This is a genomic window from Myxococcota bacterium (assembly GCA_035498015.1).
In the GTDB taxonomy this organism is placed as follows: domain Bacteria; phylum Myxococcota_A; class UBA9160; order SZUA-336; family SZUA-336; genus VGRW01.
On the sequence record DATKAO010000015.1, the window covers coordinates 1 to 20,913 of the forward strand.

General features: G+C 71.2%; 16 protein-coding genes and 1 pseudogene. 12 read left to right on the forward strand and 5 right to left on the reverse strand.

The window, feature by feature from the left end:
• On the forward strand, positions 1-2,252 hold a 2,252-nt coding region (locus VMR86_01090), incomplete at its 5' end, for a hypothetical protein (protein HTO05626.1).
• Here the strand turns inward: VMR86_01090 and VMR86_01095 are convergent.
• On the reverse strand, positions 2,249-4,030 hold the full coding sequence (locus tag VMR86_01095) for a methyl-accepting chemotaxis protein (protein ID HTO05627.1): 1,782 nt from the start codon (positions 4,028-4,030) through the stop codon (positions 2,249-2,251). The two genes, VMR86_01090 and VMR86_01095, sit on opposite strands and share 4 nt — an antisense overlap.
• Positions 4,031-4,138: 108 nt before the next feature.
• The gene (gene sppA / locus VMR86_01100; GenBank protein ID HTO05628.1) at positions 4,139-5,062 is read right to left on the reverse strand and encodes a signal peptide peptidase SppA; all 924 of its coding nucleotides are present in this window, start codon (positions 5,060-5,062) and stop codon (positions 4,139-4,141) included.
• A 630-nt stretch (positions 5,063-5,692) separates the two neighbouring features.
• Here sppA and VMR86_01105 point away from each other — a divergent pair.
• From VMR86_01105 to VMR86_01145, 9 genes and pseudogenes are all read left to right on the forward strand, one after another.
• Positions 5,693-6,721, forward strand: a complete 1,029-nt coding sequence (locus VMR86_01105) for an LLM class F420-dependent oxidoreductase (protein HTO05629.1) — start codon at positions 5,693-5,695, stop codon at positions 6,719-6,721.
• A gap of 32 nt (positions 6,722-6,753) precedes the next feature.
• Complete coding sequence (locus tag VMR86_01110; GenBank protein ID HTO05630.1) at positions 6,754-7,611, forward strand: Hsp33 family molecular chaperone HslO; 858 nt, start codon at positions 6,754-6,756, stop codon at positions 7,609-7,611.
• Positions 7,612-7,621: 10 nt separating this feature from the next.
• The gene (locus VMR86_01115) at positions 7,622-8,371 is read left to right on the forward strand and encodes a (Fe-S)-binding protein (GenBank protein HTO05631.1); all 750 of its coding nucleotides are present in this window, start codon (positions 7,622-7,624) and stop codon (positions 8,369-8,371) included.
• Positions 8,368-9,720: a lactate utilization protein B gene (locus tag VMR86_01120; protein ID HTO05632.1), complete on the forward strand. Its 1,353-nt coding sequence runs from the start codon at positions 8,368-8,370 to the stop codon at positions 9,718-9,720. Before VMR86_01115 ends, VMR86_01120 begins: the two co-directional genes overlap by 4 nt.
• Complete coding sequence (locus tag VMR86_01125) at positions 9,717-10,325, forward strand: LUD domain-containing protein (GenBank protein HTO05633.1); 609 nt, start codon at positions 9,717-9,719, stop codon at positions 10,323-10,325. Before VMR86_01120 ends, VMR86_01125 begins: the two co-directional genes overlap by 4 nt.
• Positions 10,322-11,566, forward strand: a complete 1,245-nt coding sequence (locus VMR86_01130; GenBank protein ID HTO05634.1) for an MFS transporter — start codon at positions 10,322-10,324, stop codon at positions 11,564-11,566. Before VMR86_01125 ends, VMR86_01130 begins: the two co-directional genes overlap by 4 nt.
• 22 nt (positions 11,567-11,588) lie before the next feature.
• Positions 11,589-11,948 (forward strand): annotated as a pseudogene (locus tag VMR86_01135) (wax ester/triacylglycerol synthase domain-containing protein).
• A gap of 549 nt (positions 11,949-12,497) precedes the next feature.
• A complete protein-coding gene (locus VMR86_01140; protein HTO05635.1) occupies positions 12,498-12,827 on the forward strand; it encodes a WS/DGAT domain-containing protein in 330 nt (109 codons plus the stop codon).
• A gap of 2 nt (positions 12,828-12,829) precedes the next feature.
• Positions 12,830-14,233: an alpha/beta hydrolase family protein gene (locus VMR86_01145; GenBank protein HTO05636.1), complete on the forward strand. Its 1,404-nt coding sequence runs from the start codon at positions 12,830-12,832 to the stop codon at positions 14,231-14,233.
• On the opposite strand, the gene VMR86_01150 is transcribed toward VMR86_01145, so the two are convergent.
• Positions 14,214-15,344 carry an amidohydrolase family protein gene (locus VMR86_01150; protein HTO05637.1) on the reverse strand — a complete coding sequence of 377 codons (1,131 nt, stop codon included), beginning with the start codon at positions 15,342-15,344 and terminating at the stop codon, positions 14,214-14,216. The two genes, VMR86_01145 and VMR86_01150, sit on opposite strands and share 20 nt — an antisense overlap.
• 67 nt (positions 15,345-15,411) lie before the next feature.
• Between VMR86_01150 and VMR86_01155 the strand changes: the two genes are divergently transcribed.
• Positions 15,412-16,005, forward strand: coding sequence for a helix-turn-helix domain-containing protein (locus VMR86_01155; protein HTO05638.1), 594 nt, complete (start codon positions 15,412-15,414; stop codon positions 16,003-16,005).
• Here the strand turns inward: VMR86_01155 and VMR86_01160 are convergent, their stop codons facing one another.
• Positions 16,006-17,478 (reverse strand): ATP-binding protein, encoded by a 1,473-nt coding sequence (locus VMR86_01160; protein HTO05639.1) that lies wholly within the window; start codon positions 17,476-17,478, stop codon positions 16,006-16,008.
• A gap of 43 nt (positions 17,479-17,521) precedes the next feature.
• Positions 17,522-20,362, reverse strand: a complete 2,841-nt coding sequence (locus tag VMR86_01165) for a 2-oxoglutarate dehydrogenase E1 component (GenBank protein HTO05640.1) — start codon at positions 20,360-20,362, stop codon at positions 17,522-17,524.
• Positions 20,363-20,499: 137 nt separating this feature from the next.
• Between VMR86_01165 and VMR86_01170 the strand changes: the two genes are divergently transcribed.
• A partial coding sequence (locus VMR86_01170) for an ATP phosphoribosyltransferase regulatory subunit (GenBank protein HTO05641.1) occupies positions 20,500-20,913 on the forward strand: 414 nt, incomplete at its 3' end.

The following is a 20,913-nucleotide window of genomic DNA, read 5'->3' on the forward strand; positions in this document are numbered from 1 at the left end:
GCATCAACCGCGGCTTCGGGCTCGCGCTGCGCAAGCGCTTCTGCGCCTCGTTCAACATGGAGCTGCAGGCCGCGGCCACCGACGACGCGATCGTGCTGTCGCTGGGCAACCCGCAGACCTTCGACCTCGAGCAGCTGCCGAGGTTCCTCAGCTCGCGCACGGTCGCCGAGGTGCTCGAGCAGGCGCTGCTCGGCTCGCCCATGTTCACCGCGCGCTGGCGCTGGAACGCCACGCGCTCGCTCGCGGTCTTGCGCTCGCGCGGCCGGGGCCGCGTGCCGTTCCCGATCCAGCGCATGCAGGCCGACGACCTGCTGGCCGCCGCGTTCCCCGAGTCGGCGGCGTGCCAGGAGAACGTGACCTACCCGATCGAGATCCCCGAGCACCCGCTCGTGGCGCAGACCATGCGCGACTGCACCACCGAGGCCGCCGACGTGCGCGGGCTCGAGTCACTCCTCTCGGACCTGGAGTCGGGCGCGGTGCGCATGCGCTGTCTCGACACGATCGAGCCGTCGCCCTTCGCGCACGAGATCCTGAACGCGCGGCCCTACGCATTCCTCGACGACGCGCCGCTCGAGGAGCGGCGCACGCGCGCGGTCGCCCTGCGCCACACGCTGCCCGCCGATGCGCGCGACCTGGTGCGGCTCGACGCGGCGGCGATCGCAGAGGTGCGCGAGGAGGCCGCGCCCGCGCCGCGCGACCCCGACGAGCTGCACGAGCTCCTGTGCGACCTGGTCGTGGCCCGGCGCGAGGACCTGGCCGGGAACGAGCACCTCGAGGCGCTGTTCGCCACTGGCCGGGCGGCGCGCGTGGCCACGGCCGACGCGCCGCGCATTCTCGCCGCTGAGGCGGCGCCGCTGGCGCGCGCTCTCTTCCCCGGCCGCGCGCTCGAGCCGGAGCCGGTCCTGCCGCCCAAGCTGGCGCAGCGCGCGGAGAGCGACGAGGGCGCGCTCGATCTCGCCGTGCGCGGTCACCTGGCGGTGCTGGGGCCGGTCACTGCCGCGGCGCTCGCGACACGCATCGGTGTCACGCCGGCCGCGGTCGAGTCGTCGCTGGCGCGCCTCGAGGGGCGCGGCATCGCGGTGCGCGGCCGCTTCGAGCCCGAGGCCGCCTGCGAGCAGTTCTGCGAGCGCAGCCTCCTGGCGCGCATCCACCGCTACACGCTGGCGCGCCTGCGCCGCGAAATCGAGCCGACGAGCGCGCGCGTCTTCCTGCGCTTCCTGCTCGACTGGCAGCACGTGACTCCCGGCACGCGGCTGGCGGGCGAGGGCGGGCTGTTGCGCGCGCTCGAGACGCTCTCGGGCTTCGAGGCCGCCGCCGCGGCCTGGGAGGCCGAGCTCCTGCCCGCGCGCGTCGAGGGCTACAAGCCGGCGCTCCTGGACGCGCTGTGTCTCTCGGGCGCGGCCGCCTGGGGTCGCGTGGCGCCGGTGAGCGCCGAGCAGGGCACGCAGCCTTCGCGACTCACGCCGCTCGCGATCTTCCCGCGCGCCGAGCTCGACGAGCTGCTGCACGCCGCGGCCGAGGCGCGGCCCGAGCCGACGGGCCTGCGGGGACCGGCGGAGAAAGTGCTCGCCGCGCTGCGCGCGCGCGGCGCGCTGTTCGCGAAGGAGCTCGAGGCGACCACGCGGCTGCTGCCGGTCGAGCTCGAGGAAGGCCTGCGCGAGCTCGTGGCCCAGGGCCTGGTCTCGTGCGACGGGTTCGCGCCGCTGCGCCGCCTGCTCGGCCCCAACCCACGCCGCGACTCACGCCGCCGGCCCGGCCGCGCGCGCGTGCTGCCGAGCGGCCTGCCCGTGCCCGAGGGCCGCTGGCATCTGCTCGCGCCGCTCGGGCCCGCCGGCGACGCCGACGAACGCGCCGAGGCGCTCGCCTGGCGGCTGATCCGCCGCTACGGCGTGGTGTTCCGCGACCTGCTCGCGCGCGAGTCACTGCCCGAGGGCTGGCGCGCGGTGCACGCCGCGCTGCGCCGGCTCGAGGCGCGGGGCCTCGTGCGCGGCGGCCGCTTCGTGACGGGCTTCACCGGCGAGCAGTTCGCCCTGCCCGACGCGATTCCGCGCCTGCGCCGCACGCGCTCGCAGCCCGAGACGGGCGAGATCGTGCGGATCTCGGCCGCCGACCCGCTGAACCTGGTGGGCATCCTGACTCCGGGCCCACGCATCCCCGCGGGTCACACGCGCTGGATCGAGCTGCGCGACGGGCTGCCGATCGCCGCCTCGGACCGCGCCGGCCGCACCGAGCTCGGTCTCGCTGCGAGCTAGGTCCGAAAGCCCTCGACGAGAGATTTGAGCTTGGCCGACAGCTCGAGCAGCGCCTGCGCGCGCTTGCGCACGGCGGAAGCCTCGTTCGAGGAGTCGAGCGCGGAGAGTCGCACCGCCTCGATGTGCGAGCCGACCTCGAGCGCGCCGCGCGCCGCCTTGCCCGCGTTCTCGGAGATGTTCGAGATGCCGCGCATCAGGTCCGAGGCCTTGCCGGCGACCTCGGCGGCCATGTTCGAGGCCTCGCCGATGTTGCCGGTCACGTCGGCGATCATCTTGGTCGAGTCACTCGTGGCCTCGAACACCTTGGCCGAGGTCTGGGTCTGGTCCTCGACTGCCTTGGCGATGGCCGAGTTGATCGCGTGCGCGCCTTCCATGAGCTCGATGATCTGGCCGATCGCGGCCACGGACTGGCGCGTGAAGCTCTGCATGTCGCTGATCTGCAGCTCGATCTTCTTGGTGGCTTCGGTGGTCTCGCGTGCCAGGTCCTTGACCTCGTTCGCGACCACCGCGAAGCCCTTGCCCGCCTCGCCCGCGGACGCGGCCTCGATCGAGGCGTTGAGCGAGAGCAGGTTGGTCTGGTCGGCGACCTTCTGGATCAGCGCGACGATCTTGCCCGTGGCCTCGGCGCTCTGGGTCAGCTCGCGCAGCAGCTGCTGCACGGGCGTGGCCTTCTCGGAGCCCTGGCGACTCACGGTCGCGGCCTTCTCGGTGTTGCCGCGGATCGTCGCCATGGCGTCGGAGATGTCGCGGATCGAGCCCTCGACCTCGACCGCGTTCGAGGCCACGGCCTCCGCGGCCAGCGAGACCTGGGCCATGTTCTGACTCATCTGGTCGGTCGAGTTCGACACCGAGGTGACGTTGCGCGTCGCCTCCTGCGCGGCGCTCGCGACCGCCTCGATGCTGGTCGACACCTCGTGCGTGCGCTCCGCCACCGCAGTCGCGCCCTCGCTCACCGACTGACCGTTCTCGACCAGCCGATCCGAGATGCGCGCCAGCTCGTCGGAAGCGCTCGACAGCGTGCTCGCGTTGCCGGCGACCTCGCGGATCAGGGTCTGCAGCTTGGCCAGGAAGGCGTTCACCTCCTGCGCCATCATGCCGACCTCGTCCTCGGACTCGACGCGCAGGCGGAAGGTCAGGTCGCCGTCGCCCTCGGCGAGCTCGGACAGGGCGTGCGTGACTCGCTGGATCGGCGCCGCGATCCAACGGCCCACGAAGAACGCGACCACCACGATCATGCCGCAGGCCAGGAGCGACGCGATCACCAGGATCCACACCTGGTTGGACGCGAGAGACTCGAGCGAGTCCGTCGCGAGGTCGAGCTGGAACCAGCCGCGGTACTCGCCCTCGGCCCAGAGCGGCGCGGTCACGCGCAAGAGCCCGTCTTGATGGTCGAGCCCGACCCGGTGTGGCGGGCTCGCGGGGCCCTTCGGGGCATCGTGATCGTTGAAGCCGGCCAGCCGCTCACCGGACTGGGTGTAGATGGTCGCGCGAGTGACTCGCAGGCGGATCGCCGAGTCGCCGGGGCCGGCACCGCCGTCGCCCTCCAGGTTGCGCAGCACGGCGCGCAGCGCGTCCTCGCCGCCTGGGCCGTGAGAGCTGAGCGCCGGCTCGATCCCGGCGGCGAACAGACCCGCGATCGTGACCGCAGAGGCGTCGATCACCTGGGTCCCGAGCTTCTCCGTCTGCCGCGGCAGGAAGAGCGTCAGGAACACCGCGATCGCGGAGGCGGTCAGGGCCGCGTAAACACAGATCCGGAGCTGGATGGTGAGCCGGCGCATCTCGGCTTCGATTCGTGTTTTCGCCCGCGGCCCTTGAGCGAAGAGTCGCAGTCGTTTGCCGACACCGCTGACAGGCGTGCAGCGGGGCGTCGCCAGGCGACGCGTGCGTCAGTAGAGATATCTGGGCCAGATGTAGTAGAAGCCTGGCGCGAGCGCGGCGCGGCGCAGCGCGGAGAGCGCGGCGTCCAGCGCGTGCAGCGAGAGATCGGGTGAGCGGCTGTAGATGTTGTCCTGGATGCTGTTCGAGCGGTGGTACACGATCAGGCGCGTCTCCTTGGCGCCGAGCTTCTTCTGCAGCTGCTCGACGGCGTCGTCGACGTAGCCGATCTCGTCGATCAGGCCCGCCGCGAGCGCCTGGTTCGCGCTGTACACGCGGCCGTCCGCGAGCTCCTTGATCTTGGCCGGGTCGAGCTGTGGCCGGCCCTGCGCGACCACGCTGGTGAAACGTCCGTACAGGTCGTCGATCACCGACTGCATGTACTTGCGCTCGTCGGGCCGCATGTCGCGGAAGAGTGAGCCGGTGTCCTTGTACGGGCCGCTGGTCAGCGTCTGGTCCGCGACGCCGTACTTGTCCATCAGCCCCTCGATGCTGAGCCCCGGCATGATCACGCCGATCGAGCCGGTGACCGCGGTCGGATGCGCGATCACGCGGTCCGCCGCCATCGACAGGTAGTAGGCGCCCGAGGTCGCGAGCCCGTTCATGTAGGCGTACACGGGCTTCTTGTTGGCTTCCTTCCAGGCCTTGATCTCGTGGTACAGCGTGTCGCTGGCCGACACCGACCCGCCCGGCGAGTTGATGCGCACGAGCAGCGCCGCCACGTCGCCGTTGTCGGCGGCCCGCTCGAGCACGCTCTTGGTCTCGGCCACCATGCTCGGCCTCTCGCCCAGCCCGAGCGTGGTGCGCTCCTCGTTGTCGGAGATGACTCCCGAGATCTCGAGCATGACGATCTTCGGGCCCGAGGAGCCCTCGACCACCGTCTCCTGGAACTCACCCGGGCCGCCGAGTGACCCGAGGTCGATCGGGGTGTACAAAACGCAACCGGTCAGCGAAAGCGACAGTACCAGTGTCAACACAAGTGAACGCACGCTCATCGGACCCCCTGTGGCTTGCACACGAGCATCAGCCTCGGAACCACGGCGCTCTGAGTCGCTCCTTCGAGCCCCAAAAGCAAACGCGGGGTGAGCTCCCGAAGGTGCCCACCCCGACGTTTCGACGATTTCCGTCGGACTACTTCTTCTTCTTCTTGGCCCGATACTTGGCCCAGCGGCGCTTCGCCGCCAGTGAAATCGCCCTGCGGCCAGCCGCAGAGAGTCGGTTCGTGCGCTTGCGGCCCGTACCGCGCTTCTTTGTTGCCACGTCAGTTACCTCCGCTGTGGGATACGCACGATTCCTGAGTCGCGCGTTGCCAGGACATTTGGAAACTCCCTTCCCTGAGCCTCACTCTCGTGTCCGAAGGCTCGTGTCCGAAGACTCGTGTCCGAAGACCTCCAGTGAGACTCACGCGTAGATTAGGAGGCGGTTTCCGGTGTGTCGAGAGGAATTGCGACTCATCCGCACTTTTCTTCGTGTGACGCACGCACCTCGCTGCCCCGTCCCGATGACTTTGCGCCGGGTGTTCACCCCGGTGTAGCATCGGCTTCGGCAAGGAAGGGAGATCTCACGTGCGGCTCGGACTGACCGTCGGATACTCGGGCAGAGGCATGGGCATGCCGCTCGAATTGATTCTCGAAGCGGAGCGACTCGGGTTCGACTCTGTGTGGACTGCAGAGGCGTACGGCTCGGATGCAATCACCCCGCTGGCCTGGATCGGGGCTCAGACCACACGCATTCGGCTCGGTACTGCGATCATGCAGATCCCCGCGCGCACGCCCGCAATGTGCGCGATGACTGCGATGACCCTGGATGCACTCTCTGGGGGCCGTTTCATCCTCGGCCTCGGACCGTCCGGTCCGCAGGTCGTCGAGGGCTGGCACGGTGTTGCATACGGAAAGCCACTCACACGCACGCGCGAGTACATCCAGATCATTCGCCAGATTCTGAAACGCGAGCAGCCCGCCGAGTTTCACGGCGAGGAGTACGACCTCCCCTATACGGGGGAGGGCGCTACGGGCCTGGGAAAGCCACTCAAGAGCATTCTGCACGGCCGCGCGGACTTACCGATCTACACTGCGGCGATCGGGCCCGCGGGAGTCAGGACCGCCGCCGAGGTCGCAGACGGCTTCTTCCCGATCTGGATGTCTCCCGAGAAGTGGTCGGTGTTCGCGCCCCACGTCGAGGAAGGCTTCAAGAAGGCCGGGGGCGGCAAGAGTCTCGCCAACTTCGACGTCGCGCCGTTCGTGACCTGCGTGGTCGGCGACGACCTGGAGAAGTGTAGAAACGCGGTGAAGCCGATGCTGGCGCTGTACATCGGCGGGATGGGCGCGCGCGGCAAGAACTTCTACAACGACTACGCCAAGAGACTCGGCTACGAGGAGGCGGCGGTGAAGATCCAGGACGCCTTCCTCGCGGGCGACCGGAACACGGCCATGGCCGCGGTCCCGAACGCGCTGGTGGATGAGGTGGCGCTCATTGGCTCGCGCGAGCGGATTCGCGACCGTATCTCCGCATGGAAGTCTTCGCCGGTCGGGACGATGTGTCTGGGCACGGGCCAGATCGAGGCCGTGCGCGCCGTAGCCGAAGCCGTGCTCTAGCCATCGAGAACCCGCGCTCCGCGTGTGAGTTGGTGCGCACGGTGTCCGCCGACGGCGGGCTCTCCCTGCGCGCGCTCGTCGCGACGCCCCTGGTGGCCGAGGCCGCGGCGCGCCACCGCACCGCGCCCACGGCGAGCGCGGCGCTCGGGCGTGCGCTGATGGGTGCCGTGCTGCTCGCGTCGGGCGCGCAGGATGGCGAGACACTCCAGCTGCAGTTCCGAGGCGATGGACCACTCGGTCAAGTAACCGCGATCGCGGACCACGGCGGCCGGGTGCGCGGCTACGTCTGCGATCCGTCGGTGCACCCGCCGCCGAAGGACGGGAAGCTCGACGTCGCCGCGGCCGTGGGGCGCGGGATCCTCGCGGTCGTGCGCTACCGGCCAGGCTGGCGCGAGCCCTACACGGGCATCGTGCCGCTGCAGTCGGGCGAGATCGCCGAGGACATCGCGCACTATCTGGCCGCGAGCGAGCAGACGCCGTCCGCGCTGGCCGCGGGCGTGTTCGTCGAGAGCGACGGCGGCATCGGGGCCGCGGGCGGCTATCTCGTGCAGACGCTGCCCGGGGTCGACGAAGCGGTGCTCGCGCGACTGGAGGTCACCATCCGCGGCTTGCCCGCGCCGACCGCGCTGATCCGTTCCGGGCTCGGCGCCGACGGCCTGCTCGACGCGCTGCTGGCCGGGATCGGCGGGCGCGCGCGCGAGCGCTCGACCCCCGCGTTCCACTGCGGCTGCAGCGCCGAGAAGGTGCGCCGCGCGGTGTCACTCCTCGGCCGCGACGAGACGCGCGCGATCGCGAGCCGGCGCGAGGACGTCGAGGTGCGCTGCGAGTTCTGCGCCACCGAATACCGGCTCGCGCCCGACGAGGTCGGAGCGCTGCTGCCGGACGCCTGAGTCACGCCCCGTGCGCGTGCAGCTGTTCATTCCCTGCTACGTCGACCAGCTCGCGCCGCAAGTGGGGCTCGCCAGCGTGACGCTGCTCGAGCGCCTGGGCTGCAGCGTCGACTTCGACCCGCGGCAGACCTGCTGCGGCCAGCCGTTCGTGACCACGGGCGCGCGCGCCGAGGCCGCGAGCCTGGCCCGGCGGCACCTGGACGTGTTCCGCGGCAGCGACCCGATCGTCTGTCCATCCGCGAGCTGCGTCGCGACCGTGCGCCAGCGCTACCGCGAGCTCGTCGAGCCCGGCGCAGCGCGTGAGCTCGCCGCGCGCACCTTCGAGCTGGGCGAGTTCATCGTGCGCGTGTTGAACCGCAGCGACGTCGGCGCGCGCTTTCCGCACCGCGTGGCGCTGCTCGAGAGCTGTCACGGGCTGCGCGAGCTCGGGCTCGGCTGGCCCAGCGAGCGCACCGCGCGCGCGCCGGGGCCGGGGCTGACCGAGTCACTGCTGCGGCGCGTGGCCGGGCTCGAGCTGTGCCCCGTCGAGCGGCGCGACGAGTGCTGCGGCTTCGGCGGGGCGTTCTCGGTCGAGTATCCCGAGCTCTCGGGCCGTATCGGCCGCGCCAAGCTCGACGCGCTCGAGCGCAGCGGCGCGGAGTTCGTGACCGGCACCGACGTGAGCTGCCTCTTGCACCTCGACGGGCTGCGCCGGCGCGAGGGCAGGGGACCGCGCGCGCTGCACCTGGCCGAGATCCTGGCCAGCGAGGCGGGCGCATGACTTTCTCGCTCGACCGGCGCGCCGCCGAGCTCCTGCCCCGCGGCGAACGGCTCGCGGCGCACGCTGCGGCGGTCGGCGCGCTGCGCGACAAGCGCGACGCCGCGGGCCGCGCCGAGCCCGACTTCGAGCGGCTGCGCGAGCAGGCGCGCGCGATCAAGGCGCACACGCTCGACCACCTGGACGTGTACCTCGAGCGCTTCGAGGCGCGCGCCCAGCAGGCGGGCGCGCGCGTCCACTTCGCGGCGGACGCCGCCGAGCTGCGGCGGGTCGTGACTGAGCTGCTCGTGGCGAAGGGCGCGCGCCGGGTCGTGAAGTCGAAGTCGATGCTGACCGAGGAGTGCGCGCTGAACCCGCACCTCGAGCGCGCGGGCATCGAGGTGGTCGACACCGACCTGGGCGAGCGCATCGTGCAGCTCGGCCACGAGCCGCCTTCGCACATCATCATGCCCGCGATCCACCGCACGCGCGGCGACATCGGCGCGCTGTTCGAGCGAGAGCTCGCTTCGGCTCCCGGCGACACGGACCCGGGGCGACTCACCGCTGCCGCGCGCCGCGACCTGCGGGCGCGCTTCCTCGCCGCCGATGCGGCGATCAGCGGCGCCAACTTCGCGGTCGCCGAGACCGGCACGGTGGTGATCGTGACGAACGAAGGCAACGCCGACCTCGGCAGCGCGCTCGCGCCGGTGCACATCGCGTGTCTGGGCATCGAGAAGCTGGTGCCGGCGCTGCCCGACCTGGCGGTCTTCCTGCGCCTGCTCGCGCGCAGCGCGACGGGTCAGCCGATCTCGGCTTACACGACGCTCATGACCGGCCCGCGGCGCGGCGCCGAGCTGCACGTGGTGCTGGTCGACAACGGCCGCACGCGCCTGCTCGCGGACCCGGCACATCGCTCCGCGCTCTCCTGCATCCGCTGCGGCGCGTGTCTCAACACCTGCCCGGTGTACCGCCGGGCGGGGGGACATGCGTACGGCTGGGCGCTGCCCGGGCCGATCGGCGCGGTGCTCGCGCCCGTGCTGGCGCCGGACGCGGAGCAGCGCAGCCTGCCGTTCGCGTCGAGCTTGTGCGGCTCGTGCAGCGCGGTGTGTCCGGTGAAGATCGACCTGCACGATCAGCTCCTGGCCTGGCGCGGAAGTGACTCCGTGCCGGTCGCTCCGCCGCCCGGCACGCGCCTGGCCGCGGCGGCGCTGCGCCACCCGCTCGCGTACCGCGCCGTGGCGCTCGCGGCACGGCTCGTGTGGCCGTGGCTCGGGCGGCTGCGCGTCGGACCTGCGCGCGCGTGGCTCGCCTCGCGCGAGCTGCCGGAGCACCCGGGCGAGAGCTTCCGCGCGCGCATGCGGGCACGGCGATGAGCGCTCGCGACGAGATCCTGGCGCGCGTGCGCGCGGCGGTGAGTCACGTCGTGGCTGCGCCAGGGCCCTTCGAGCCCGCGCGGCGCCGCGCCGACTTCGCAGCCTTCGGCGCGCAGCTCGCCGCGGCGGGCGGGCAGGCGCTCGGCCCGTTCGCGGCGGCGGAGCTCGCGGCACGGGTCACCGAGCGCTGTCGGGAGCTCGGCGCGAGCGGGCGCATCGTGGCGAGCGATGCGGCGCTGCTCCGGCTGGGCGCCGGCCCCTGGCAGCCGATCCAGCCGGATGCGCCGCCGCACGCCGCGGCCGACGTGGCGGTCGCGGTGCTGTGCGGGGCGCTCGGCGTGGCCGAGAACGGCGCGGTCGGGCTCGATGGCCGCGAGGCGAGCCCCCGCGCGCTGCCCGTGCTGTGCGAGCACCTGGTGCTCCTGCTCGAGACACGCCGCATCGTGCCCGACATGCACGCAGCGCTGGCCAGCCTGCCCGAGGGCGCGCTCGCGCAGCACCACTTCACGTTCGTGGCGGGGCCGTCGAAGACCGCCGACATCGAGGGCGAGCTGGTGCTCGGCGCGCACGGCGCGCGCTCACTCAGCGTGCTCGGCATCGCATGAGCGCGGCGGAGGACGGCGAGGGCGCCGGCGACGACTCGCGCTTCGCGGTCTTTCGCGAAGCGCCCTTCCGCTGGTTCGCGCTCAGTCGCTTCTTCTCGGGCACCGCGATGACGTTGCTCGGCTCGGCCGTGGCCTGGCACGTGTACGGTCTGACGCACCAGCCCGCGCAGCTCGGGATCGTCGGCCTGATTCGCTTCCTGCCGTCGCTCTTGTTCAGCCTGCCCGCGGGCGCGGTCGCCGACACGATCGAGCGGCGGCGGCTGATCCAGATGGCGCAGGTCGTGCCGCTCCTGTGCTCGTCGACCCTGTGTCTCCTGTCGGCGACCGACCGCATCGGTCTGCCCGTCCTCTACGGCGCCGTCTTGCTCGCGGCCACCGCGGGCGTGTTCGAGCAGCCCGCGCGCGCGTCGCTCCTGCCGCAGCTCGTCTCGCGCGAGCGCTTCCCGCGCGCGGTCACGCTGATGTCGACCCTCTTGTTCCTGGGCTTCGCGACCGGCCCGGTGCTGACGGGCTTCGCGACCGGGCACTTCGGCATCGCCGCAGCCTATGGCCTGCACGCCGTGCTGGTGGCGATCTCGATCTCGTCGCTCACCCGGCTGCCCCGGCTGCCGCGCGTGGCGAACCCGGCGCGAGTCACCTGGGGCGCGATCGTCGAGGGCATCCGCTACGTGTGGCACAACCCGGTCGTGCTCGGCTGCATGACGCTCGACATGTTCGCGGTGGTGCTGGGCGGCGCCACGGCGCTGCTTCCGGCCTACGCGCGCGACATCCTGCACGTGGGCGCCGACGGCTACGGGCTCCTGTCGGGCTCGCTCGAAATCGGCTCGCTCGCCATGTCGAGCCTGCTCGTCTTCCGGCCGGGCTTCCGGCGCGCGGGTCGGGCGCTCTTGTGGGGCGTGGTCGCGTACGGTCTGGCGACGATCGCCTTCGGAGTGTCTCGCAGCTACGCCCTGTCGGTGGCCTGCTACATGATGGTCGGCATGGCCGACGCCGTGAGCGTGGTGCTGCGCAGCACCATGATCCAGCTGGCCACCCCCGACGCGCTGCGCGGGCGCGTGAGCTCGGTGAACTTCATCTTCATCGGGGCCTCGAACAACATCGGGCAGGCCGAGTCGGGCTTCCTGGCGGAGCTGACCAGCCCGACCTTCGCCGTCGTGTTCGGCGGCTTCGGGTGTCTCTTCGTCGCGGCCGTCGTGGCCTGGCGCATTCCCGAGCTGCGCCGCTACCGACTGGCGGAGTGACTCGGCGCGAGCTACCCCCAAGCGCATGCAACTCGGAGCCGTGCTCGTGTTCGACGCGGATCCGCTGTCGCTGCGCCACGGCGGCATCGACGTCGAGCGCCTGCGCGCCTTCGCCGCCCGGCTGATCGCCGCCTGGCCGCGCGCCTCCGAGCGCCGCACGCGCCTGGCCTTCGGGTCACTCGAGCTGTTCCGCGCCGACGCCGACTTCCAGCTCGACTACCACGTGCGCCACGCCTGCCTGCCGCGCCCCGGCGACGAGCGCGCGCTGAAGCGGCTGGCCGCGCGCGTGTTCTCGCAAGCGCTCGACCCCGACAAGCCGCTCTGGGAGCTTTGGCTGGTGGAGGGCCTCGACGCCGGGCGCTTCGCGCTGATCGGGAAGTGTGACTCGGCCCTGCTCGAGCCCGGGGCGCGCGTGGCGGGCGGCGTGCTGCGCGCCGGCGAGGCGCTCGCGCGTGGCCTCGTGGCGTCGGCCGCGCCCTCGCGGCTCCTGGCGCGCGTGGGCAGCGGGGTGCGCTTCGCGCTCGATCTTGCCGAAGAGGCGATCGTGACTCCCGACGCCGCACTGGGCCCCGCGCACGACGGGCCGCACCGCCGCATCGACTGGCTCGCGCTCGCGGGCGACGACCTGGCCGCCATCCGCGCGCGCCTGGGCGGCAGCGAGCGCGACGTGGTGCTGGCGGCGCTGGCGGGCGGGCTGCGCCGCGTGGCCGAGCGGCGTGGCGCACGCCCCGACGTGGGCGCGCTGCGCGTGGTGACGCCGTTCTGTGTCGGCGGGCGCTGGTCGGCGCCGCGCCTGCGGCTGCCGGTCGATGCGCCCGACGCGCGCGCCCGCCTGGTCGCGCTGCGCGCCGCGAGCGAACTTCATGCGTCCGGCGCACCCGCCGCGAGCGAGTCACCGCTGCACGAGCTGGCGGAGCTGTCGCGCGCGGCCGTGTGGCGCCGTGCCGACGTCGCCGCGCTCGAGCTCGCGGGCCTCGACGCGCCGCCCTCACTGCTGGGCGCGCGCCTGCAAGCGTTCGTTCCCGTCGCGCCGCGGCTGCCGGGCGTGGCGCTGGAAGTCACGTTGACTCGGGTGGCGGACCGCATGAGCGTGTCGCTCTGCTCCGACGCGTCGCGCGTGCCCGACCTGGCGCCGCTGGCCGACGCGACCGCGGCCGCGTTCGACGAGCTGCGCCGTGCCGCAGCGCAGCCACCGGCGCGCAAAGGCCGCGCGGCGGGCCGCCCGCGGCGCACGCGCCCTCACCTGGAAGCGGAGGCCTGAGCGTGCTCGAGAACGCGCTCGCGATCGTCGCCGGGCTGTGCTGGATCGCCGCGGGGCAGGGGCCGTGGAGCTTCCTCGTGGCGGCGGTGCCCGGGTCACTCCTCTTGGCCGGCGGTGTCTCGAGCCTGCTCCTGCCGGGCGACCCGCGCACGCCGCAGCTCACGGCGCTCGGCGCGTTCTGCGCCGTGGTCGCCGCGCTGCCGCTGTTGTTCATGATCGGGTTCACGGCCTTCGGCCTTCTGGCGCTCGCGGTCGCGGCGTTCGTGGCATGCGGGTGGGCCGCGCAGCGCGCCGAGCCGCCGATCGAGCGCGTGCCGCACCCGGCGCTCGACCTCGAGCTCGCGACCAAGGTCGCGTTCGACCAGCTCGCGCTCGCGAGCCTGATCGCGACCCGCCCCCGCTCGATGAACCCCGACGTGGAGCGCGCGGCCCGAGAGCTGCGCGAGGCGCGCGAGCACTTCGAAGCGTCGGGCTGGCTCGAGAAGCCGGCCAGCTATCACGAGACACCGCCGGCGCTCGACGAGCCGGTCCTGCGCTGGGGCCGCGCGTTCAACCAGAGCTTCGAGCGGCTGTCGTTCGCGAGCGGCTACGAGCCGCGCGTCGGCGACCCGGGCCGCGACCGCTGGCTCTCGTACGGCATGAACCGCGAGGCGCACGCCCACGTGCTGCGCCACGGCGGCGCGGCGCGGCCCTGGCTGGTGTGCATCCACGGCTACGGCATGGGCGCGCCGGCGACCGACCTCGCCGCCTTCCAAGCGCGTCGCCTGCACCACGAGCTGGGCCTCAACCTGCTCCTGCCCGTGCTGCCGCTGCACGGCGCGCGCGCGCCCCGGCTGCGCAGCGGCGACGGCTTCCTGTCGGGTGACTTCCTCGACACCGTTCATGCCGAGGCGCAGGCCATGTGGGACATCCGGCGGCTGCTGTCGTGGGTGCGCGCGCAGGGTGCGACACAGATCGGTGTATATGGCCTCTCGCTGGGCGGCTACACGGCGGCGCTCTTGGCCTGTCTCGACGGCGGGCTCGACAGCGTGATCGCCGGCATTCCCGCCGCCGACTTCATCCGGCTGGTGCAGCGGCTGGCGCCGCACCGGCTGCTGCGCGAGATCGACCGGCTGGGCTTCGACTGGGAGATCCTGAGCGACGTGCTCTCGGTCGTGTCACCGCTGGTGCTGACTCCGCTCGTGCCGCGCGAGCGGCTGTCGATCTTCGGCGCCACCGCCGACCACCTGGTGCCCGCGGACCAGGTGCGCGACCTGTGGCGGCACTGGGGCGAGCCGCGCATCGCGTGGTACGCGGGCAGTCACGTGTCGTTCCCGCGCGAGCCGCAGGTGCGCTTCCTGATCGACGACGCGCTGCGCATCGGCGGGCTCACGCCCGCCGCGGCGCTCAGCCCATCATCGCCCTGAAGTTCTCGCTGTAGAAGGCGTCGAGCGCCGACGGCCGCGCGCCGGCGAGTGACTGCTCGAAGCGCTTGACCGGGTCGCGCCCGCCCTCGGGGTGCGGGTAGTCCGACGAGAACAGGCACAGGTCCTCGCCCGCCTGCTCCACGATCCAGCCCACGGGCTCGGTCGGGAACGGCGTGAACCACACGTGCCCGTGCACGTACTCCGACGCGCGCCTGGGCAGGCGCAGCGCGGGCTCGGTCTTGCTGAACGTGTCCTGCGCGATGTCGAGCCGCCGCAGCCACGCCGGCACCCACAGCGCGCCCTGCTCGATGCAGCCGCCGCGCAGCCGCGGGAAGGTCTCGAACATGCCGTCGAGCACCATGCAGGAGAGAAACGTCTCGGGCGCGTTGTGCACGGTCATGAAGTCTTTCGAGCGGATGTTCTCGCCGCCGCCGAGCCAGTCGGTGACTTTCCTGCCGTTGGCGTGGAACTGCCGGCGCAACGTGCGCCCGCCGCCGCCGATGTGCAGCATGAACGGCACGTTCGACGACTCGAGCTCCGCCCAGAACGCGTGATAGTCCGGGTGAGTCGGCGAGAGCTCGCCGCTCGGGGCCGAGTCGACCAGGATCGCGCCGCAGCCCAGGCGGATCGCCTCTTCGGCCTCGGCGCGCGTGCGCGCGGGGTCGCCCCACGGCACGCTGGCGACGCCGATCAGGCGTCCGTCCTGCGAGCAGAAGTCCGCCATCGCGCGGTTGTGCGCGCGCGCGCCGCCGTAGAGCAGGTCGAGGTCGTCGCCGCGGTACTGCGTGGGCGCGAACGTGCTGAACACGAGCTGGCGCGCGAAGCCGAGCAGGTCGAGCGCGCGCTTGCGCTCCTCGCGGTCGAAGGCGCCGAGCGCGCTCCAGCCCTTCGCGCCCATCAGGTTCGATTCTGCCGCGCGCGCCGCCTCGGCGTCGCCGCGGCGCGCCGCCGCGGAGGCGACTGCCTGGTCGGCGAGCTTGCCCGCGCCGCCGAGATACAAGGGTCGCAGCTTCTCGCGCACGCCCGGGTCGGCGTAGGGCGCGAGCCAGTCGGCGAGCTCCATGATGTGACTGTCGGCGTCGAAGTAGGTCCGGCCTTGCGCGTACGGCATGCGCATGTCTCCTCTGGCTGCAAATGCTACCTGGAAGTTGACGGTACCGTCAATTAGAATCGCGGCCGTGGCAGCGAGCGCCAAGCGAACCCGCCTCCCGGCCGCGGATCGGCGCCGGCACCTGCTCGACAGCGCGGCCGAGATCCTGCTGGAGCGCGGCTTTCACGCGCTCACCATGGAGAGCGTCGCGCGGCGCGCGGGCGTGTCGAAGGGGCTGGGCTACGCGTACTTCGAGAACGCGCAGGCGCTGGCTCTCGAGCTGTACGACCGCGAGGTCAACGAGCTCTACCTGCGCGTCGAGGCGGCGGTGGCGCGCGCGAGTGACTTCGAGGCGCGGATCCGCGCGGGAGTCGCCGAGTATCTCGACGTCGTGGCGGAGCGCGGAGCGCTGATCGGCGCGCTCGAAGCGCGCGTGCAGGGCCGCTGGTTCGCGCGCGCCGGGCGCCGGCGCGTCAGCCGGCTGCTCGCGTTCTGGGCCAAGCAGATCGAGAGCGACCTCGGCGTCCCGCCCGAAGAGGCCGCAGCGCTGGCCGCCGCGAAGGCCTCGGCCGTCGACGCCTGCGCGCGCGCAGGGCTGCGCCGGAAGCTCCCGCGCGCGCAGATCGAGGCGCTGTGCGTGCGCTTCGTGACCGGCGGGCTCCTTCGGGCTGGAGCGAGTTAGTCAGAATGCGAGCAGAAAGTCGAGAATGGGGACGCACATGAGCCGGTCTCCGTCGGGGCACTGGTATTGGTCTCTGGTGACCACGAATCCGGCCTCGGACGAGAAACGCTCCATGAACCGGCGGACGGAAACGAAGTCGCGGCTCTCGATTCGCTGGCGAAACTTGACCTCGATGGGCGCAACTGCACCCGAAAGGGTTTCTGGGATGAAATCGATCTCTTCCAGCGGGGACCGTCGGTTTCCGGGCTGCACGTAGTCGCGGTAGAAGTGCACTTGCAGACCAGTTCCTCTTAGCACTGACTGAACCAAGGTCTCGACGAGCGGCCCGACGACGTCGGGCGCTGACTCCCAGAGACTGGGCGCCCCTCGGAAGATCGCATTTCGCACGCCCAGATCTGTCAGCGTGATCTTGACTGGCACGCGAGCACTCACCTTTCGAGCCAGCGGATAGCGCCGAAACTCGCGGATCAGCATTGCGTCGGACAGGTAGTGGACATAGCGGCCTACTACCGGCTGTGCAGTCTTGTATCCCGCCTCAATGCAGACTTGAGTCAGCTGCCCCTGCGACACTTCGTTGCCGGTTCGGCGTGCAAGCTCGAGATAGATGTGCCGCAACAGCTGCGGCTGCTCGATGGGGAAGAGGTCGGGGATGTCGACACCCAGAACCCGATCGAACACCGTCTCGACAAGGTAGTCCGCCCACCTGTCCTGTAGTGGCCCGCTCTCTTCTTCGTACAGCCGTGGATAGCCACCACGGTTGTAGTAGCGTTCGAGGAGGCGCCGCAGTGCGTGCTTGCGCTGCGCCGGCTGCCGATGGATCTCTCGGAATGCCCTTCTGGCTTCCCCGGGAGCGGTGATGAGGTCGGAGATCGTCAGGGGGGTAGGGAGCTCTGCAGTCAGGTGCGCCTGCCAACATTCCGCGACCTCTCGGAACTGGAACGGCGGGAAGTCGATCGTCAACGCCCGGCCCGCGAGGCTCTCTCTCTGTCCGCGAGCGACGAGCACGCTCGATGAGCCCGTGAGAACCAGATGCGCGGGGAACGTGTCGTAGAGGTGTTTCACTTGCTCGGCCCAACGGTCCAACTTGTGAATCTCGTCGAGCAAGAGGAGTGCTGGTTCGCCGTTTGCCAGCGATCGACCTCGAATCTCGTCCTCGTACCAGCGCACGAGCACTCGAAGATCGGTCTCCTGGAGGGGCTGCAGGTCGAATCGAACGAGAAAGATGTCGTTCGGCCGAATGCCTGAGGCGATTCTGTTCTTTGCCAGCTGGTAGAGAGCCGTCGTCTTGCCGACCTGGCGAGGGCCGCGGAGCACTTGAACCAGTGGCTTCTTGGCCGCGAGGACGTGCTCGAGCTCAGCTACTCCGCGGCGCAGGTACGGAGGAGGCTCGGGGCGAACGCCATGGGGTGGGGCCCACCAGGAGTTGAGATCTCGCAGGATCTGCGGAGCTTCGAGCGGAAGAGTTGCCGCCACTACACAAGTAATACATAAAACATATTACTTGTACAGAGCCAGGCTAACCGTCGCGGCGCGCCATCGCCTTGGGCGCGAACGCCTCGCGCACGAACTCCGCCTGCTCCTCCTCGTGCAGCCGGTAGGAGCCCGTCGCGGGGCTCGCCGACTCACGGCGGCCCACGTAGCGCAGTGACTTCTCGGGCGGCAGCACGCGCCGCAGCCGCTCGGCCACGAACTGCCAGCCGCCCATGTTCCAGGGCTCTTCCTGCACCCAGGCGACCTCACTCGCGGCGTAGCGCCCGAGCACGGCCATGAGTGACTCGAAGGGGAACGGGTGCAGCTCCTCGAGGCGCACGATCGGCACGTCTTCGAAGCCGTGCTCCTCGCGCGCTTCGAGCAACGTGTAGTAGACCTTGCCGCTGCACACCAGCACGCGGCGCGTGGCAGCGGGTGAGCGGCCGCCCGCGCCGAACGCCGCGTCGTCGATCACCTCGCGGAACTCGCCGCCCGTGAGCTCATCGCGCGTCGAGACACACTTGGGGTGGCGCAGGAGACTCTTGGGCGACATCACGATCAGCGGCTTGCGGAAATTGCGGCGCACCTGGCGGCGGAGCGCGTGGAAGTACTGCGCGGGCGTGGAGAGGTTGACGACCTGCAGGTTGTCCTCCGCGCACAGCTGCAGGAAGCGCTCGAGCCGCGCGCTCGAGTGTTCGGGGCCCTTGCCCTCGTAGCCGTGCGGCAAGAGCAGCACCAGCCCCGACGAGCGGCTCCACTTCTTCTCGCCGCTGGCGATGAATTGGTCGATGATCACCTGGGCGCTGTTCGCGAAGTCACCGAATTGCGCCTCCCACATGGCCAGCCGGTTGGGGTCGACCGTGCTGTAGCCGTACTCGAAGCCGAGCACCGCGGCTTCGGAGAGCAGTGAGTTGGCGATCGTGAAGCGCGCGCCGCCGCTGCCGAGCTTGTCGAGTGACACGTAGCGGGCGCCGTTCTCCACGTCGTGCAGGACGGCGTGCCGGTGGCCGAACGTGCCGCGCTCGCAGTCCTGGCCGGTCATGCGCACCGGCACGCCCTCGCCGAGCAGCGTGCCGATGGCCAGCGCCTCGGCCGTGCCCCAGTCGAACGGCTCGTTGTCCGAGACCGACTTCCAGCGCTGCTCGAGCTGGCGCTTGAGCTTGGGGTGCACCGAGAAGCCGGGCGGGAACTCGACCAGCGCGCGGCCCGTGGTGAGCAGCGCTTCGAGGGTGACTGCGGTCTTGCCGTCGTGCTGCTCGGGATTCGCCAGGCCCTCCCACAGGCCGTGGTAGCCCTCGGCGCCGGCCAGCCGCGTGTGAGTCGTGCTCTCCTCGAGCGCCTGCTCCAGCCGGCGCTTCTGCTGCTCTTCGATCTTCGCCAGCGCGGCGGCGTCGAGCACCTGGTCGGCCAGCAGGCGGTCGGTGTAGATCTGCCCGACCCGCTCGTGCGCGGCGATCGCCTTGTACATGAGCGGCTGGGTGTAGGTCGGGTCGTCGCCCTCGTTGTGACCGTGCCGCCGGTAGCACACCAGATGGATGATCACGTCTTCCTTGAACTGCTGGCGGAACGCGATCGCGAGCTTGGCCGCGTGCACGCAGGCCTCGGGGTCGTCGGCGTTCACGTGGAAGATCGGCGCCTGGATGTTCTTGGCCGTGTCACTCGGGTACTGCGTGAAGCGGCAGTCCGAGGGCTCGGTGGTGAAGCCGATCTGGTTGTCGATGATCACGTGCACCGTGCCGCCGGTGCGGTAGGTGGCGAGCTCCGACAGCGCGAGTGTCTCGTACACGATGCCCTGGCCGGTGAAGGCGGCGTCGCCGTGGATCTGCACCGGCACCACCTGGGTGCCGTCGGTGTCGCCGCGCCGCTGCTGCTTGGCCGCGACCACGCCCTCGGCCACCGGGTTGATCCACTCCAGGTGACTCGGGTTGGGGCAGAGCGACTGGTGCAGCGACTTGCCGGCGCGCGTGCGCCGGTCGGCGGAGTAACCGCGGTGGTACTTCACGTCGCCCGCGCCCTGCGCGTTGGCGGGCATGAGCGTGGCCTGGAACTCGGCCATGATCGCGCGGTACGGCATGTCCATCGAGTGCGCCATCACGTTCAGGCGCCCGCGGTGGGCCATGGCGATCACGATCTCTTCCGCGCCGAGCTCGGACGCGCCCTCGAGCAGCGTGTCCATGATCGGAATCAGCGACTCACCGCCCTCGAGCGAGAAGCGGTACACGCCCAGGAAGCGCTTGTGCAGGAACTGCTCGAAGCGCTCCGCCGCGATCACCTGGGTGAGCGTGCGCAGGCGCTCCTCGTTCGTGAGCTGCGCGCGGTTCTCGCGCGGCTCCATGCGCTGGAGCAGCCACTCGCGCCGGGCCTTGTCGCGGATCTCCATGAACTCCGCGCCAAAGGTGCCGCCGTAGCAGCGCCGCAGACTCTCGAGCAGCTCGGGCAGCGTTCCCTCGGCCTTGCCGAGATAGGTCCCGAACTTCACCCGGCGGGTGGGGTCGAAGTTGGCGAGGCCGTAGTTGGCGGGGTCGAGCAGCGGGTGCTCGGTCTTGTTGTCGCCCAGCGGGTCGAGCTTGGCCACGAGGTGGCCGTAGCTGCGCCAGGCGTCGACCAGGCCCACGATCGAGTCTTCGGTGAGCTCCTCGATCGCGCTCTGCACCGAGCTCGCGGGCGCGGCGGGTGCCGCAGAAGAGACCGCGGGCGCGGGCGCCGGGGCACGGCCGTTGGCGCGGGGGGCGGGAACATCCGCGTCTGTCGCGCGACCCGTCAGACGGTCGAACAGCTGGCGCCAGCTCTCGGGCACCTCGGCCCGGCCCAGGACGTAATCTTCGTACAGCGCCTCGACCCAGGCGCCGTTCTCGCCAGAGAACAGCCCGGCCAGCTCCTCGGACACGATCCCTCCGTCGACGCAAATCCCGCTGCAGAACGGAGCACCAGGGTAGCCCCTTTGCGCCCCTCCTTCGACGGTCTCTCTTCGTCGCCAGGACCGGACGTTTGAAGCGGGAAAGTGCTCGGCTACGATGCGGCGCCATGCGTTTCCAGGCCCTCCCGGGCTTCCGGGACTTCTTTCCCGACGACCTCGTCCTGCGCCGCCACATCGAGTCGGCGTGGCACCAGGCGTCGCGGAACGCCGGTTTCGAGGAGATCGACGGCCCGGTGCTGGAGTCGCTCGACCTGTTCACCGCCAAGTCCGGCGCGGAGATCGCGGGCCAGCTGTACGCGTTCACCGACAAGGGCGGGCGCGAGGTGGCGCTGCGGCCGGAGATGACTCCCACGCTCGCGCGCATGGTCGCGGCGCGCGGCGCGGGTCTGCCCAAGCCCATCAAGTGGTACTCGGTGCCCGAGTTCTACCGCTACGAGAAGCCACAGCGCGGGAGACTGCGCGCGTTCTACCAGTGGAACGTCGACATCTTCGGCAGCGACGAGCCGGCGTCCGACGCCGAG